Origin of the sequence: Caballeronia sp. EK (genome assembly GCF_014384845.1) — a bacterium.
Lineage (GTDB): Bacteria > Pseudomonadota > Gammaproteobacteria > Burkholderiales > Burkholderiaceae > Caballeronia > Caballeronia jiangsuensis.
In genome coordinates, this window is record NZ_JACSUE010000002.1 from 166,001 (window position 1) to 180,820 (window position 14,820).

Annotated in this window: 15 protein-coding genes; 13 read left to right on the top strand and 2 right to left on the bottom strand. The window is 62.8% G+C overall.

What is annotated here, in order from left to right; translation table 11 throughout:
• Window positions 1-213 precede the first annotated feature (213 nt).
• Window positions 214-531: a DUF4148 domain-containing protein gene (locus IAG25_RS05175; RefSeq protein ID WP_187603886.1), complete on the top strand. Its 318-nt coding sequence runs from the start codon at window positions 214-216 to the stop codon at window positions 529-531.
• Between the two features lie 69 nt (window positions 532-600).
• Here IAG25_RS05175 and IAG25_RS05180 read toward each other — a convergent pair whose 3' ends face one another.
• Window positions 601-1,542, bottom strand: coding sequence for a LysR family transcriptional regulator (locus IAG25_RS05180; RefSeq protein WP_187603887.1), 942 nt, complete (start codon window positions 1,540-1,542; stop codon window positions 601-603).
• 111 nt (window positions 1,543-1,653) lie between these two features.
• Here IAG25_RS05180 and IAG25_RS05185 point away from each other — a divergent pair, with 111 nt between their 5' ends.
• The 8 genes from IAG25_RS05185 to IAG25_RS05220 all read left to right on the top strand — a co-directional run bounded on the left by IAG25_RS05185 (window position 1,654) and on the right by IAG25_RS05220 (window position 9,965).
• Entirely contained in the window at window positions 1,654-3,165 is a 1,512-nt protein-coding gene (locus tag IAG25_RS05185; protein ID WP_187603888.1) for a CoA-acylating methylmalonate-semialdehyde dehydrogenase, read from the top strand.
• A 180-nt stretch (window positions 3,166-3,345) separates the two neighbouring features.
• Window positions 3,346-4,260 (top strand): LysR family transcriptional regulator, encoded by a 915-nt coding sequence (locus IAG25_RS05190; RefSeq protein ID WP_187603889.1) that lies wholly within the window; start codon window positions 3,346-3,348, stop codon window positions 4,258-4,260.
• A gap of 29 nt (window positions 4,261-4,289) precedes the next feature.
• Complete coding sequence (locus IAG25_RS05195; RefSeq protein WP_187603890.1) at window positions 4,290-5,381, top strand: NAD(P)H-dependent flavin oxidoreductase; 1,092 nt, start codon at window positions 4,290-4,292, stop codon at window positions 5,379-5,381.
• 117 nt (window positions 5,382-5,498) lie between these two features.
• On the top strand, window positions 5,499-6,437 hold the full coding sequence (locus IAG25_RS05200; RefSeq protein ID WP_187603891.1) for a TauD/TfdA dioxygenase family protein: 939 nt from the start codon (window positions 5,499-5,501) through the stop codon (window positions 6,435-6,437).
• 40 nt (window positions 6,438-6,477) lie between these two features.
• Window positions 6,478-7,563 (top strand): ABC transporter substrate-binding protein, encoded by a 1,086-nt coding sequence (locus IAG25_RS05205; protein WP_187603892.1) that lies wholly within the window; start codon window positions 6,478-6,480, stop codon window positions 7,561-7,563.
• A complete protein-coding gene (locus tag IAG25_RS05210; RefSeq protein ID WP_187603893.1) occupies window positions 7,564-8,388 on the top strand; it encodes an ABC transporter permease in 825 nt (274 codons plus the stop codon).
• Window positions 8,389-8,398: 10 nt separating this feature from the next.
• Window positions 8,399-9,181 carry an ABC transporter permease gene (locus IAG25_RS05215; RefSeq protein WP_187603894.1) on the top strand — a complete coding sequence of 261 codons (783 nt, stop codon included), beginning with the start codon at window positions 8,399-8,401 and terminating at the stop codon, window positions 9,179-9,181.
• Between the two features lie 13 nt (window positions 9,182-9,194).
• Window positions 9,195-9,965, top strand: a complete 771-nt coding sequence (locus IAG25_RS05220) for an ABC transporter ATP-binding protein (RefSeq protein WP_187603895.1) — start codon at window positions 9,195-9,197, stop codon at window positions 9,963-9,965.
• Here the strand turns inward: IAG25_RS05220 and IAG25_RS05225 are convergent.
• The gene (locus IAG25_RS05225) at window positions 9,962-10,336 is read right to left on the bottom strand and encodes an ester cyclase (protein ID WP_187603896.1); all 375 of its coding nucleotides are present in this window, start codon (window positions 10,334-10,336) and stop codon (window positions 9,962-9,964) included. The genes IAG25_RS05220 and IAG25_RS05225 overlap by 4 nt on opposite strands.
• A gap of 175 nt (window positions 10,337-10,511) precedes the next feature.
• Here IAG25_RS05225 and IAG25_RS05230 point away from each other — a divergent pair, with 175 nt between their 5' ends.
• The 4 genes from IAG25_RS05230 to IAG25_RS05245 all read left to right on the top strand — a co-directional run bounded on the left by IAG25_RS05230 (window position 10,512) and on the right by IAG25_RS05245 (window position 14,795).
• A complete protein-coding gene (locus IAG25_RS05230; RefSeq protein WP_187603897.1) occupies window positions 10,512-11,321 on the top strand; it encodes a DeoR/GlpR family DNA-binding transcription regulator in 810 nt (269 codons plus the stop codon).
• An 81-nt stretch (window positions 11,322-11,402) separates the two neighbouring features.
• Window positions 11,403-12,389, top strand: a complete 987-nt coding sequence (locus IAG25_RS05235; RefSeq protein WP_187603898.1) for a tagatose kinase — start codon at window positions 11,403-11,405, stop codon at window positions 12,387-12,389.
• The gene (locus IAG25_RS05240) at window positions 12,382-13,665 is read left to right on the top strand and encodes a D-tagatose-bisphosphate aldolase, class II, non-catalytic subunit (RefSeq protein WP_187603899.1); all 1,284 of its coding nucleotides are present in this window, start codon (window positions 12,382-12,384) and stop codon (window positions 13,663-13,665) included. Before IAG25_RS05235 ends, IAG25_RS05240 begins: the two co-directional genes overlap by 8 nt.
• A 125-nt stretch (window positions 13,666-13,790) precedes the next feature.
• The gene (locus tag IAG25_RS05245) at window positions 13,791-14,795 is read left to right on the top strand and encodes an ABC transporter permease (protein ID WP_187603900.1); all 1,005 of its coding nucleotides are present in this window, start codon (window positions 13,791-13,793) and stop codon (window positions 14,793-14,795) included.
• Window positions 14,796-14,820 lie beyond the last annotated feature (25 nt).

Consider the following 14,820-nt stretch of genomic DNA (forward strand, 5'->3'; position numbering starts at 1 on the left):
AGCGGCCGCTCTGTTCTTGGTTATAGGCGATTCGCAAGGCATTGGTTCCCACTGCATTCGCCCGGATTAGTCAGCTTTTCGCCAAAAGTGATTTCGCCGTTTAGGTATTTACCCTAGATCGTGCGATACCTAAACTCTCTTCAACGGTCGCGAACGAGCAAAACACAACAACGTAAGCGGCAATTCAAAAACTTCTGTACGGAGGAAAGCATCATGAACAAGCTCATCGGTATCGCAGCGGTCGCTCTCGCTTTTGCCGCGCCGGTCGCATCGTTCGCGCAATCGAATCAACCTTTGACGCGCGCGGAAGTTCGCGAGCAAATCGTGCAACTGGAAAAGGCCGGCTATAACCCCGGCGTGATCAGCGACTCGAAGTATCCGTCCGACATCCAGGCCGCCGAAGCACGCGTCGCAGCGCAAAACGGCGCGGCACAAACCGCGTTCGGCGGCGCGACGGAAGGTTCGGCGCAATCGGGCGCGCGCGTGAATCCGATTCAAGCCGACGTGTTCCCGACGTTCGCGCATCACTAAGCAGCAAGGGGTCTAACGGAACGCGCCCGCATGCAAGCGGGCGCGTTTTGCCGTTTACGGAAGTTCGCTCTAAAGCGGAAATCCGCCCGCAAAGGTCTCGCGCAAATATCCGATGAAAAGCGCGACCGCGCGCGGCACATGCGGCGCATAAGGCCGCACCACGAATAGCTGATCGGCGAATGCGCCGACCGGACGCCAGTCCGGCAACAGCACGACGAGCTTGCCCGCCTGCACGGCGGCCTGCGCGGTGAAATCAGGCAGCAGCGCGATGCCGAGATCGTCGAGCGCGGCATCGCGCAAAACCTCGCTGTTGTTCGCCGCGAACGGTCCGTTCACCGCGAGCGTATAAGGCCCGGTCGAACTCTTGCGCCCGCCCTTTCGCTGAAACGACCAGATGCTCGACGCCTGCGGACGCGGATAGACCAGGCAATCGTGCGTGGCGAGATCGTTGGGCGTCGCGGGCGTGCCGCGTCGCTTCAGATACGCGCGCGTCGCGACGATCACCGAATAGGTATCGCACAGCTTCCACGCGACATGCGTGTCCGGCACCTGCGCGCTGTGCCGCACCGCGAGATCGAAGCCTTCCGTCGCGATCGAACTCAGCTTGTCCGACGCCTCCAGTTGCACCCGCACATCAGGATGCGCATGCAGAAATCCCGACATGCGCGGCACGAGTTGCTGCCGTGAAAAAGCCATCGGCGCGGTCACGCGGATCAGGCCGCGCGCCACGCCCGCCATCTCCTTCACGCTCAGGAAACTCGACGCGATGCGCTCGTACTGCCCGCGCGTATCGTCGACGAGTCTGCGGCCCGCCTCCGTGAAACGCACGCTGCGCGTGGTGCGCGTGACGAGCGGCACGCCCGCCGCGCGCTCCAGCTCCGCGATGCGCTGGCTCATCGCCGCTTTCGATACGTTCAGGCGCGCCGCCGCCGCCGTGTAGCTGCCTTGCTCGGCGAGCACGGTCAGCCAGTGCAAATGGGTCCAGAGACCTTCGATCTTTTGCTCGTCCATCAGCCGATTGTTTGCCGATATAAACAATGAGTTCAATCATAGCGCCTTTGCACGGAGCGCGACCGTTCCTACACTGTGTCCATCGCCAAACAATCAGTGAGAGGAGTCGAGATGCAAGCGTTCAACGATACGGCCGACGTGGTTCATTACATTCACGGTGAGCGCACGCACGGCTCCGCCACGCGCACGCAGCCGGTGTTCAATCCGGCGACGGGCGAGCGTCCGCGCAAGCTCGTGCTGGGCGAAGCCGCCGATGTCGATGCAGCCGTCGCGAGCGCGAAAGCCGCGTTCCCGGCCTGGCGCGACATGCCGCCGATCCGCCGCGCGCGCGTCATGCTCAAGTTCCTCGAACTCATGAACAAGCATCGCGACGAACTCGCAGCGATCATCACCGCCGAGCACGGCAAGGTGTTTTCGGATGCGCAGGGCGAAGTGTCGCGCGGCATCGACGTGATCGAATTCGCGTGCGGCATTCCGCAACTGCTGAAGGGCGACTACACCGAACAGGTTTCGACCGGCATGGACAACTGGACGACGCGCCAGCCGCTCGGCATCGTCGCGGGCATCACGCCGTTCAACTTCCCGTGCATGGTGCCGTGCTGGATGTTCCCGGTCGCGATCGCGGCGGGCAACGCGTTCATCCTGAAGCCGAGCGAGCGCGATCCGTCGGCGTCGTTGTTCATGGCCGATCTGCTGAAGCAAGCCGGCTTGCCCGATGGCATCTTCAACGTCGTGCAGGGCGACAAGGTCGTCGTCGATGCGCTGCTCACGCATCCGCAAGTGAAGGCGATCAGCTTCGTCGGCTCGACGCCGATCGCGAACTACATCTACGAGACGGGCGCGAAGCACGGCAAGCGCGTGCAGGCGCTCGGCGGCGCGAAGAATCACATGGTCGTGATGCCCGACGCGGATATCGAGCAGGCCGTCGATGCCTTGATCGGCGCGGGCTACGGCTCGGCGGGCGAGCGCTGCATGGCGATCTCGGTTGCGGTGCTCGTGGGCGATGTCGCCGACAAGATCGTGCCGATGCTCGCCGAGCGCGCGCAGCAGCTCAAGATCAGGAACGGCATGGAGTCCGACGCGGAGATGGGCCCGATCGTCACGCGCCAGGCTCTGGAGCGCATCGAAGGCTACATCGCGCTGGGTGTCGACGAAGGCGCGAAGCTCGTCGTCGATGGACGCGGCTACAAGGTGCCGGGCCATGAAGACGGCTTCTTCACGGGCGGCACGCTGTTCGATCACGTCACGCCGGAAATGCGTATCTACAAGGAAGAGATCTTCGGCCCGGTGCTCGCGTGCGTGCGCGTGAAGGACTTCGGCGAAGCGGTCGAGCTCGTCAACGAACACGAGTTCGGCAACGGCGTCGCCTGCTATACGAGCGATGGTCATATCGCCCGCGAATTCGGCCGACGCATCGAAGTGGGCATGGTCGGCATCAACGTGCCGATCCCGGTGCCGATGGCATGGCATGGCTTCGGCGGCTGGAAGCGCAGTCTCTTCGGCGACATGCATGCGTACGGCGAGGAAGGCGTGCGCTTCTACACGAAGCAGAAGTCGATCATGCAGCGCTGGCCCGAGAGCACGGAGAAGGGCGCGGAATTCGCGATGCCGACCGCGAAGTAAGGCATACACAAGCGCATGAATATCGCCCGCTTTTTCCCGTGTGGAAGAAGCGGGCGATTGTTTTTGGGGCCATCGCGATCGATCTGTTCCCGTGCGTCACAACTCAAATGAACTGGCGTCGGTTGACCGTGCGTCCGCAAGCGCGGAAGATGCACCGAAAACGACGCGAAGCCATTCGACATGCAGCGGCAATTCGACGATCTTCTTCTCGGCAGCATCGAACTCTTTTGCCTCGCGGCGGAGCTGGGCAGCTTCACGCTGGCGGCAACCGCGGCGAGCGTCACGCCCGCGGCGGTGAGCCGCTCCGTCGCGCGGCTCGAAAAACGCCTGGACGTGCGGCTTTTCGTGCGCACGACGCGCCAGATTCGACTGACCGATGCGGGGCGCCGCTACTTCGAGCAATGCCGCGACGCGCTCAATCGTCTTGCGGAAGCGGAACGCGAAGCCACCGGCCAGCAGACGACGCCGAAGGGCGTGCTGCGCATCAGCATGCCGACGCCTTACGGCCACTATCGCATGCTGCCGATCCTCGCGGAGTTCCGAACGCGTTATCCCGATGTGACCGTCGAAGCGCATCTGAGCAACCGCAACATCGACTTCGCCGATGAAGGTTTCGATCTGGCGATACGCGGCCGCGCGCCGCGCGATTCAGGACTGATCGCGCGCAAGCTGGAGGACGCGGAGCTGGTCGTCGTGGGCACACCGGCGTATCTGAAGCGCGCGGGCACGCCGAAAAGCATCGAAGACCTGCTCGAACACGAGTGCATTCAGTTCGAGATGCCGAGCACCGGACGCCCCGTGCCGTGGCTTTTCATGCAGAACGGCGAACCGGTGGAGATCAACACGCAAGGCGGCTACGGCACGTCCGGCGATGCGCTCGCGGGCATTCCGCTCGCGTGTCACGGCGCGGGCCTTTTTCAGACCTACCGATTCACCGTCGAAAACGAATTGCGCGCGGGCACGCTCACCGAAGTGCTGCGCGAGTTCGGCGGCTGCAGCAGACCGTTCATCCTGCTGTATCCGCACGGCAGGCATTTGTCGTCGCGCGTGCGGGCTTTTGTCGACTTCGTCGTCGAGAAGCTCGCGAAGCGTTGAATCACGCAATGTTTAAAGGATGCATATCCATGAGCAAGAACGCATTGACCTCGTTACTCGGCATCGAGACGCCGATCATTCAGGCGCCGATGGCAGGCGTCAGCACGCCCGCGCTCGCGGCGGCCGTATCGAACGCGGGCGGCCTCGGCTCGCTCGGCGTCGGCGCGATGAACGCGCAGGGCGCGCGCAAGGTGATCCGCGAGACGCGCGAGCTCACCAGCAAGCCGTTCAACATCAACGTGTTCTGTCATGCGCCCGCCAGCGCCGACGCTGCCATCGAGAAGGCGTGGACCGAATGGCTCGCGCCCGTATTCGCGCAATACGGCGCGACGCCGCCCGCGAAGCTGAGCGAGATCTACACGAGCTTCGTCGTCGATAAGGCCATGCTCGACGTGTTCATCGACGAGAAGCCGGCTATCGTGAGCTTTCACTTCGGCCTGCCGTCGAAGGAATATATCGATGCGTTGCGTGGGGCCGGCATCAAACTGATTGCATGTGCAACTAACGTGCGTGAGGCGGAGCAACTCGTGGCGGCGGGCATGGATGCGATCGTTGCGCAGGGCATCGAAGCGGGCGGGCATCGCGGCATCTTCGACCCGCAAGCCGACGATGACAACCTCGGCACCTTCGCACTCACGCGCTTGCTTGCAAGCAAGTTCGATGTGCCGGTGATCGCGGCGGGCGGCATCATGGATGGCGCGGGCATCGCGGCGGCGCTGGCGCTCGGCGCGCAGGCCGCGCAACTCGGCACGGCGTTCGTGCCGTGCTTGGAGACGTCGATCGATGAAGGGTATCGTCGCGCCATTCTCGGCGACGCGGCCAATCACACCACATTCACCGCGGCAATTTCGGGCCGCAGCGCGCGCGGCCTCGTCAACAAGTTCACCGAACTGGGGCGCGGCGCAGAGGCGCCCGCGATTCCCGCGTATCCCATCACCTACGATGCGGGCAAGTCGCTTCATGCCGCCGCCAAAGCGAAGGGCGAATTCGGTTACGGCGCGCAATGGGCAGGACAGGCGGCCGCGCTCGTGCGCGAATTGCCCGCAGCCGAACTGATGGCGCGGCTTGAATCGGAACTGCAGCAAAGCATCGCGGGCCTGCAGCAATACATATCTCGCTGAGCGCTATAAAGCTTAGTCGAAACGCTTCGTTGGTCGGGCGTCCTGTCGATGCTTCAATGATTCCGTCGCATTCACTGCGGCCTGCATCCGACAAACGCATACCAACGGAGATTTTCGATGTCCGATATCCCCACGCTCGCCGCCGATTCCACGCTTGCCCCCGTCACGTCGAACGAACCGTTCCAGGTGCGCCCGATAGGCGGTCGCATCGGTGCGGAAGTGCGCGGCGTGACGCTTTCCGCCGATCTCGACGCCGCCGCTATCGCCGCGATCAATCAGGCGCTGCTCGAACATAAAGTGCTGTTTTTCCGGGGCCAGTCGCATCTCGACGACGCCGCGCAGGAAGCCTTCGCCGCGCGCTTCGGCGAGACCGTCGCGCATCCTACCGTGCCGTCGCTGTCGAGCGGAAGCCGCCTGCTCGAACTCGATTCGAAGCACGGCACGCGCGCGAACTCCTGGCATACGGACGTCACGTTCGTCGATGCCTATCCGAAGATATCGATTCTGCGCGGCGTGGTGATTCCGCCCGCAGGCGGCGACACGGTGTGGGCCAACACGGCCGCCGCATACGCGAATCTGCCCGACGCCCTGCGCGATCTCGCCGACAAGCTGTGGGCGCTTCATTCGAACACCTACGACTATGCAGCGACACGTCATTTGCCCGACACCGAAACCGAGCGCGAATATCGCAAGCAGTTCACTTCGACGCTCTACGAAACTGAGCATCCCGTCGTGCGCGTGCATCCGGAAACGGGCGAGCGCACGCTCGTGCTCGGGCACTTCGTGCAGCGCTTCATCGGCCTGTCGCAGCGCGATTCGGATCGCCTGATCGAACTCTTCCACGACCACGTCACGCGTCTCGAGAACACGGTGCGCTGGCGCTGGACGCAAGGCGACGTCGCGATCTGGGACAACCGCGCGACCCAGCACTATGCCGTGGCCGATTACGGCGACGCGCATCGCGTCGTGCGCCGCGCGACGGTGCATGGCGACGTGCCCACGGGCATCGACGGGCGCAGAAGCCGCATCGTCAGGCAGGAAACGCGCAGCGCCTGACACGCTTCGCTTTTGCCCTTCACTCTTTCTCGATTGCACGATGACACTACGATTCAAGCTCCTCGTCGGCGCCGCGACGTTGTTCGCCGCGCTCATCGGTCCCGCGCATGCCGCCGATCCGGCTGTGGTGCGCATCGGCGTCGCGCAGCAGGGCAGCGGCGATCCGCCGACCTTCGGCGGCTCGCCGGCCGCGACCGCGCAGTTGCAGCATCGTGTCGAGGATGCATTGCGGCCCGCGCAGGTCAAGGTCGAATGGATCTTCTTCAAAGGCGCGGGACCGGCCGTGAACGAAGCGCTCGCCAACAAGCAGATCGATTTCGCATACCAGGGCGATCTGCCTGCCGTGATCGGCCGCGCGAACGGTCTGAAGACGCATTTGCTGGTGGCGTCGAACGTGCGCGCGGGCGTCTATGTCGCCGTGCCGCCCGACTCCGATATCAAGAGCGTGAAGGATCTCAAGGGCAAGCGCGTGGGCATCTTTCGCGGGACGAATCTGCAACTCGTCGCCGATAACGTGCTCAAGCAAAACGGCCTCACCGAGCGCGATCTGCGCGTGATCAATCTCGATACCGCCGCTGCACAGGCCGCGCTCGCATCGAAGGGCGTCGATGCGGTGTTCCTCGACTACTCGCTCTTCAAGCTGCAACGTCAGGGGCTCGCGAAGATCGTCTATGCATCGCGCGACGACGGCTTGCAGCTCACTCGACAGGCGCATCTGCTCGTGCTCGACGACTTCGAAAGCGCGCATCCCGATACCGTGCAGAAGGTCGTGACCGCGGTCGTTCAGGCGGCGTACTGGTCGTCCGATGAAGCGAACCGCAACGCGCTCTTCACGCTGTGGTCGAAGAGCGGCGTTCCGACCGAATCGTGGGCCTCGGAGTATGCGAATCAGCCGTTGAAGGATCGCAACTCGCCGCTCATCGATCCGTTTCTCGTCGCGCGCTATCAGGCCGTCGCCGATGACGCTTTGCGCCTGAACCTGATCCGCCAGCCCGTCAGCGTGAACGGATGGTTCGAGCCGAAGTATCTCGATCAGGCTCTGAAGTCGCTGAAGCTCGAAGCGTACTGGCCGCGTTTCGATGCATCGGGCAAGCCTGCCGGCGAACATCTCGCGGAGAATCGATAGATGGCCAATGCCCTGACGCGTGTGTTTCTGCCCGCGTATCGCGCGCGCGGGACGCTGTCTCGCGATACGTTGCGCACGATCGGCTGGACCGCGTTGCCGTGGATCGTGCCCATCGCTCTGGCCTTGCTGTGGATGCTCGGTTCGCGATACGGCTGGATTTCCGCGCAGGTGCTGCCGCCGCCCGCGCTCGTGTTCGAAACGCTCGGCGCGCTCCTGAAAAGCGGCGAGTTGTGGATGCATGTCTCCGCGAGCATGACGCGTGCTGCCGTCGGCTTCGGCGGCGGCGTGGCGCTCGGTATCTTGCTGGGCGGTTTGCTGGGCCTGTCGCGCACGCTGGAGGCTTACGTGCTGCCGAGCTTCAATGCGATCGTGCAGGTGCCCGTGCTTGGCTGGCTGCCGTTTCTGATGATCGTCGTCGGCATCGGTGAGCCGTTGAAGTATCTGCTGATCGGACATGCGGCGCTCGTTCCCGTGACGCTTTCGACGTTGCAGGGCTTTCGCGGCACGCCGCGCGCATTGCAGGAAGTCGCCGCGGTGTATCGCTATTCGCGCTGGCAGGTGATCACGCGTGTGACTTTGCCTTCGGCGATTCCCGTCATCGGCACCGGCGTGCGGCTCGCGTTCACGAAGGCGTGGCTCACGCTGGTGGTCGTCGAACTCGTCGCGTCGTCGGAAGGGCTGGGTTATCTCATCGTGTATGGACGGCAGCTCTTTCAGCTCGATCTCGTGCTGGCTGCGGTGCTGATCGTCGGGGCTATCGGTTATGTGGCCGATCGTCTGCTCAATGTTTTCGAGCGCAAGCTTCAGCGCGGCCGTTCCGTTTGAGGATCAATAGATGTCGACTCTGGATTGGGAAGCAGGATCGGTCAAAGGATCGTGGCGCGGCCTCGTGCTGCCAATCGCCGCGCTCGGCGTGTGGTGGTTCGTGTCGCGCGGCGCACAAGTCGGGCACGGCGTGATGGTATCGCCCGCGCAGGTCTGGGCCACCGCCGTCGAGCAGGTTCGAAGCGGCGCGCTCGTGCGTGCGCTGTCCGCATCGCTTGCACGCGAACTGACGGGATTTGCGATCGGCACGAGCCTCGGCCTCGCGCTCGGCGCGTTGCTCGGCATCTCGAAGCTGGCGAATCGTGCGATCGCGCCGAGCTTCAACACGTTCAAGCAAGTGTCGCTGTTCGCGTGGATTCCACTGATTTCCGTCTGGTTCGGTCTGGGCGATGTCGCGAAGGTCGTGTTCCTGTCGCTCGCGGCGCTCGTACCCGTCGTGATGCACACGAACGACGGCATTCGCGCCGTGCCCGCCGACTTGCTCGATGTGGCGCGCGCCTATCGCTACGGGAAGTTGCAGACGCTGGCGTATGTGGTGCTACCTGCGGCGTTGCCGTCGATCTTCACGGGCGTGTATCTCGCGCTCATCTATTCGTGGCTCGCGACGCTCGGGGCGGAGTATCTGCTCGTCGCGGGCAGCGGAATAGGCAATACGCTCGTGGATGGCAGCGAGCAGTTTCGCATGGATCTCGTCGTGTTCGGCGTGATCGTGGTCGGTTTGACGGGGTGGGCGCTGAATGCCCTCGCGCGCGGCGTGCAGCGGCGCTGGTTCGATACGTCGCGCGCGGCTTGAGGAGAATCCAGGAATGACGACTGTAATCGAGCAAGACAGCGGTCTGACGCTGCGGCATGTGAGCAAGCGCTTCAACGACGATGCGGCGCCTCCGGTACTGGATCGAATCGACTTGTCGATTACGAGTGGCGAGTTCGTGAGCATCGTCGGGGCGAGCGGATGCGGCAAGTCGACGTTGCTGCGGCTCGTGGCGGGACTCGATGGCAATCACGAAGGCGAGATCGAGTTCGACGGCAAGCGTATCGTGACGACCGATCTGTCGCGCGGCATCGTGTTTCAGGATCATCGGCTGTTTCCGTGGCTCGATGTCGAGCAGAACGTGGCCGTTGCGTTACGCAATGCGCCGCTCTCGAAAGCGGCAAAGGCGCGGGCGGTGGCGGAGCATATCGAGCTTGTCGGGCTTACGGGATACGAGCGGCACTATCCGCATCAGTTGTCGGGCGGGATGGCGCAGCGCGTGGCGATCGCGCGCGGGCTCGTCAATCGGCCGCGATTGCTGCTGCTCGACGAGCCGTTCGGCGCGCTCGATGCGCTTACGCGCAGTCGCTTGCAACTCGAATTGCAGCGCATATGGGAGCGCGAGCGGATCACGATGGTGCTCGTCACACACGATGTGGAAGAGGCCGTGCTGCTTTCGGACCGGATCGTGGTGATGCAGGCGCGGCCCGGGCGGATCGGCGAAGTGATCGACGTGAGTTTGCCGAGGCCGCGCAAGGTGGGACATCGCGAAGTCGCGCGCTTGCGGGACGATATCGTCGATACGTTCTTCACGGAAGCCGCCTAAAGCTGCGCTTCGATCGCAGCTTTGTCGATGACGGACCAGACGTTGTCGATCTTCCCTTCGCGGAACTCATAGAACACGTTCTCGCAGAACACGACGCGTTTTCCGTCGACGCGCAGTCCCATGAAAACCCCTCTCGGCGCGCACTCGAACCGCAATCGGCACGCGATGCGCGGCGGTTCCTCGATCAGCATTTGAATGTCGAAAAAGAGATCGGGTATCTCGCGAAAGTCCTTTATCAGCATCTCTCGATAATCGTCGAGCGTCAGCACGCGGCCGTTGTAGTGCAGCGCGTCATGAACGAACGTGCCGAGATTTAACCAGTCTTGCGCGTTCAGACAGGCGATATAGCCGCGATAAATTTCTGAAAGCATCGGATACGCTCTGCAAGAGTCGACGATCCGTGCATCCTCTCACAGCGCGACGCGCTCCAGTTCCCTCGCTCATCCAGCGATCTCTCACGGGAAAACCATGACGAGATTCGCTTTGAACTTCTTTCGTTTCGAAACTAGACTCTTCCGTGACGAAAGAGCGGATGGAAGCGGCCCGATGCTCACCAACAAGAGTTCATTGAAGCGACGCCTTCAAATCGTCGAGCTCGTTCGCAAGCGAGGCGAGGTTTCCGTCGATGAGCTCAGTCAGGCTTTCGAAGTTTCGAGCGTCACCATCCGCAGTGATCTGACTTACCTGGAGCAGCAGCGCTATCTTTTGCGCTCGTTTGGCAAAGCCCGCTATCTCGCGCAGAAGGCCGGAGACGACATACTCGTGCCAGCGTCCGACGCCGCTGCACGCAAGGCCTCCGAAACGCTTCTTGCCCGATTCGCGGCAGAGCGGGTCGCGGATAGCGAAGCGGTCATGTTGGGCGCGGGCGAGATCGTTCATAAGATGATTCCATTCCTCGCAGACCGTGCAAACCTTTCGTTGCTGGTGCAGGACGTTACGGTTGCGCAGACGGTTCAGCGGTTTCTGCACTGCGAGGTGCTTTTGACTGGCGGGCAACTGGAACACGGCTCGACCGTGATGACCGGCCCTGACGCCGAAGCTTCCGTCGGGCGGCGCGCGATCGATCTGTGCGTCCTGCAAGCATCCGGTGTCGATCGTGACGGCAACCTTTTGACGGCGAACCTGGCCCTGGCGCGTGTGGCGCAGGCAGCGCGCCGGGCTGCCAGGCGCACGATCGTCGTTGCGTTCCAGCCGGCGCTCGACGAACGCAGCGGCGAAGTGTTTGCAAGCGCGCAAGAGATCGACACGCTTCTTATCGACGATGGAATCGATCCGCCGACGATGGAGACGGTCATGCGCAAAGGTCTTCAGCTACAAAGGCGAGACACTGGAATTCTGGAGTTTCGCGCTTCCTGACAGGACGTATCGCGAAGTAGAAGAACCGAAGTGCACGCGCTTTCTGGCGCCTCGTGCATCGTTATCCTAATGAAAACCGACATGGCGAAATCTGAAGCGAAGCCGGACGCTCGTCCCGGCTGCATCCTCACGATGGGCGAGATTCTCGTCGAGATTCTCGCTACGGAAATCGGGCAGTCGTTCCGGCGGGCAGGAACTCTGGTCGGACCGTTCGCGAGCGGCGCTCCGGCAATTTTTATCGATCAGGTCGCGAAATGCGGTAGTCCGTGCGCGATCATCGGATGTGTCGGCGATGACGATTTCGGCGCGCTCAATGTCGAACGCCTGCGCGAGGACGGCGTCGATGTCTCCGGCATATCCGTCATCAAGGCCGCGACGACCGGCAGCGCGTTCGTCACCTATCGCAAGGACGGCGACAGAGACTTCATCTACAACATCGTCAACAGCGCGTCGGGACATCTCTCTGTCAGCGAGATTCGCGAACACTTGCTGAAGGATTGCAGGCATTTCCATGTGATGGGCTCCTCGCTCTTCTCGTTCCGCATCATCGAGGCGATGAAGAGCGTCATCGAAACGGTGAAGGCCAACGGTGGCACGGTCAGCTTCGACCCGAACATCCGCAAGGAGATGCTGCGCATTCCGGAAATGCGCGAGGCGCTCGACTTCATTCTCGACTACACCGATGTGTTCCTTCCGAGCGGTCATGAAGTGATGTTGCTCGCGAGCGCGAGCACCGAGAAGGCGGCGATCGACGAGTTGCTGGGCAGAGGCGTGCGCGAGGTCGTGGTGAAACGCGGCAAGGATGGTTGCAGCTACTACGACGGAAAAGACGAGCGCCACGTGCGGGCGTTGCCGGTGACCGAAGTCGACCCGACCGGCGCCGGGGATTGCTTCGGCGGTACGTATATCGCCTGTCGCGCACAAGGATTCGCTGTCGAACGCGCGTTGACGTACGCCAGCGCCGCGGGCGCGCGCGCCGTGACGTATCGCGGGCCCATGGAAGGCACCGCAACCCTCGCGCAACTGGACAAGTTCATCCAGGAGAGATCCGAGGCGAGCCATGACTGAAATCGTCACGCGGCTCACAGGCGACGCACGATTCGCGTCCCGGCTGAGGGGAATCTACTCGGTCTGCTCGGCTCATCCGTGGGTCATTGAAGCGAGCATGATGCAGGCGCTCGATGACGGCACGCCGTTGCTGCTCGAGTCGACCTCGAATCAGGTGAACCAGTATGGCGGCTACACCGGTATGCAGCCGGCCGACTTCGTGCGGTTCGTGCACGGCATCGCCGACAGCGTCGGTTTTCCTCGGGCAAGCCTGCTTCTCGGCGGCGACCATCTCGGCCCGAATGCCTGGAGCAATCGTCCGGCCGATGAAGCGATGGACCACGCGGACGCCCTGATCGATGCGTACGCCGCGGCAGGATTCCGAAAGCTTCATCTCGACACGAGCATGAGTTGCGCCGACGACCCGCCGCGTCTTTCGGACGAAGTCGTCGCCCGGCGTGCGGCCCGATTGTGCGCGGTCGCGGAGAAGGCAGCCGGGCGCGCGGGACTGCGCGAACGCCCGGTCTACATCGTGGGGACGGAAGTCCCCGTGCCCGGGGGCGCATCCGAAGCGCTCTCTGCGGTCGAGGCGACGAGTCCGCGTGCGGCGCTCGATACCGTCGCGGTGCATCGTGCGGCATGGCACGCATGTGGCCTGGACGCGGTGTGGCAGCGCGTCGTGGGTCTGGTCGTTCAGCCGGGCGTGGACTTCGACCATACGAAGGTCGTGGACTACGACGCGTCGTCCGCTCGCGAACTGTCGCATATCCTCGAAGACCTGCCTGACATGGTCTTCGAAGCCCATTCCACGGACTATCAGAAGCCCGAAGCGCTTTCGGCGCTGGTTCGCGATGGCTTCGCCATTCTGAAAGTCGGGCCCGGCGCGACCTTCGCGTTGCGGGAAGCGCTCTATGCGCTCGCGGACATCGAAGACGAACTGGTCGCAGCGGATGCGCGCTCCGATCTGCGAGCCGTGGTCGAGCGCGTGATGCTGGAGAAACCCACGAATTGGGAGAAGTACTACCACGGCAGCGAACAGGAAAAGCGCCTCTTGCGCACGTTCAGCTACAGCGACCGGATTCGCTACTACTGGGCCGATCCGGCGGTCGGCGCCGCAACGCGAAAGCTGGTGTCCAATCTGGAACGCGTCGACATAAGCGAAAACCTTATCAGCCGATACCTCCCGAACCAGTACTGGCCACGCCGGCGCGGTCTGATCGACGGTTCGCCGATGAGCCTGATCTTCGGTAAGGTCCGGGAAGTCATCGGCATGTATGCGGCTGCCTGTAGAAAGTAAGGCGTCTTTCTTACCTGTGCAGGGAAAACCCGCTTTGTTGGGCTTTCGACTCGAAACTAGAATTTTTCACGGTAAAAGCGGCTCGCCATTCCATGACGAGCGCCGAGGCGTACTGGAGGCGACATATGAGCAAGGTGACCCCGGTCAACAATGAGCAGCCAAAGCCTCGCAAGGGTTTCGCGTCTCAAATAATGCACTCGCGCGAGACCGGCATCGTGGGTGCGCTGGCCATCATGATCGTGCTGCTATCGATTTTTGCGCCGGACTTCGCCAGCAAGGGCAATCTGCTCAACGACGCGCGCAATCTGTCGTTCATCGGCATCGTGGTGCTCGGTCAGGCTGCGGTGATGATCACCGGCGGCATCGACCTTTCGGTCGGCAGCGTGTGGGGCCTTGCGGCGGTGGCGTCCGCCGCGATGATGCAGTCGGGCATGGGTGTCGTTCCGGCGTGCGCGCTCACGCTTCTCATCTGCGCCGCCGTCGGCTTCTTCAATGGCTTCTGCGTGACGAAGCTGCGCATGCTGCCGTTCGTGCCGACGCTCGCCACCATGAGCATCGCGCGGGCGCTCGCGCTCATCATCACACGCGGCAAGGCAATCGACGGCTTCCGGCCCGACGGCGACGCGTTCTTCGCGCTCGGCGGCGGCGATTTCCTCGACCTGCCGGTTCCCTTCATCATCTTCGTGGTGCTGGCGATCATCTCCGCGATCGTGCTCAAGAGAACGGTCTACGGCCGCCAGTTGTATGCGGTTGGCGGCAACGAACGCGCGGCGATGCTCACCGGCCTGAATGTGGACCGGCTCAAGATGAGCGTCTACATCATGTCCTCTGTTCTGGCGGGTGTCGCGGGCATCATCGAAGTGAGCTACCTTTCGTCCGCGATTTCGAACCAGGGCCTCGGCAAGGAGCTGAGCGTCATCGCAGCGGCGGTCATCGGCGGCACGGCCCTCTCCGGCGGCGAAGGCACCGTGATCGGCGTGTTCGTCGGCACGGTCATCCTCGAAGTGCTGCGCAATGGTCTCGTCTTGCTCGGAACGGACGCTTATTGGCAAGGGGTGTTCGTTGGTTCCGTCATCGTGCTTGCCGTCTTTATCGACCAACTCAGAAAAGGCGTCTGGCGACGTCGATGAGCGCTGTAACCATAACAACCCTTGG

Coding starts and splice junctions, on each gene's coding strand:
- IAG25_RS05175 (WP_187603886.1), top strand. CDS start 214: ATGAACAAGCTCATCGGTATCGCAGCGGTCGCTCTCGCTTTTGCCGCG.
- IAG25_RS05180 (WP_187603887.1), bottom strand. CDS start 1,542: ATGGACGAGCAAAAGATCGAAGGTCTCTGGACCCATTTGCACTGGCTG.
- IAG25_RS05185 (WP_187603888.1), top strand. CDS start 1,654: ATGCAAGCGTTCAACGATACGGCCGACGTGGTTCATTACATTCACGGT.
- IAG25_RS05190 (WP_187603889.1), top strand. CDS start 3,346: ATGCAGCGGCAATTCGACGATCTTCTTCTCGGCAGCATCGAACTCTTT.
- IAG25_RS05195 (WP_187603890.1), top strand. CDS start 4,290: ATGAGCAAGAACGCATTGACCTCGTTACTCGGCATCGAGACGCCGATC.
- IAG25_RS05200 (WP_187603891.1), top strand. CDS start 5,499: ATGTCCGATATCCCCACGCTCGCCGCCGATTCCACGCTTGCCCCCGTC.
- IAG25_RS05205 (WP_187603892.1), top strand. CDS start 6,478: ATGACACTACGATTCAAGCTCCTCGTCGGCGCCGCGACGTTGTTCGCC.
- IAG25_RS05210 (WP_187603893.1), top strand. CDS start 7,564: ATGGCCAATGCCCTGACGCGTGTGTTTCTGCCCGCGTATCGCGCGCGC.
- IAG25_RS05215 (WP_187603894.1), top strand. CDS start 8,399: ATGTCGACTCTGGATTGGGAAGCAGGATCGGTCAAAGGATCGTGGCGC.
- IAG25_RS05220 (WP_187603895.1), top strand. CDS start 9,195: ATGACGACTGTAATCGAGCAAGACAGCGGTCTGACGCTGCGGCATGTG.
- IAG25_RS05225 (WP_187603896.1), bottom strand. CDS start 10,336: ATGCTTTCAGAAATTTATCGCGGCTATATCGCCTGTCTGAACGCGCAA.
- IAG25_RS05230 (WP_187603897.1), top strand. CDS start 10,512: ATGCTCACCAACAAGAGTTCATTGAAGCGACGCCTTCAAATCGTCGAG.
- IAG25_RS05235 (WP_187603898.1), top strand. CDS start 11,403: ATGGCGAAATCTGAAGCGAAGCCGGACGCTCGTCCCGGCTGCATCCTC.
- IAG25_RS05240 (WP_187603899.1), top strand. CDS start 12,382: ATGACTGAAATCGTCACGCGGCTCACAGGCGACGCACGATTCGCGTCC.
- IAG25_RS05245 (WP_187603900.1), top strand. CDS start 13,791: ATGAGCAAGGTGACCCCGGTCAACAATGAGCAGCCAAAGCCTCGCAAG.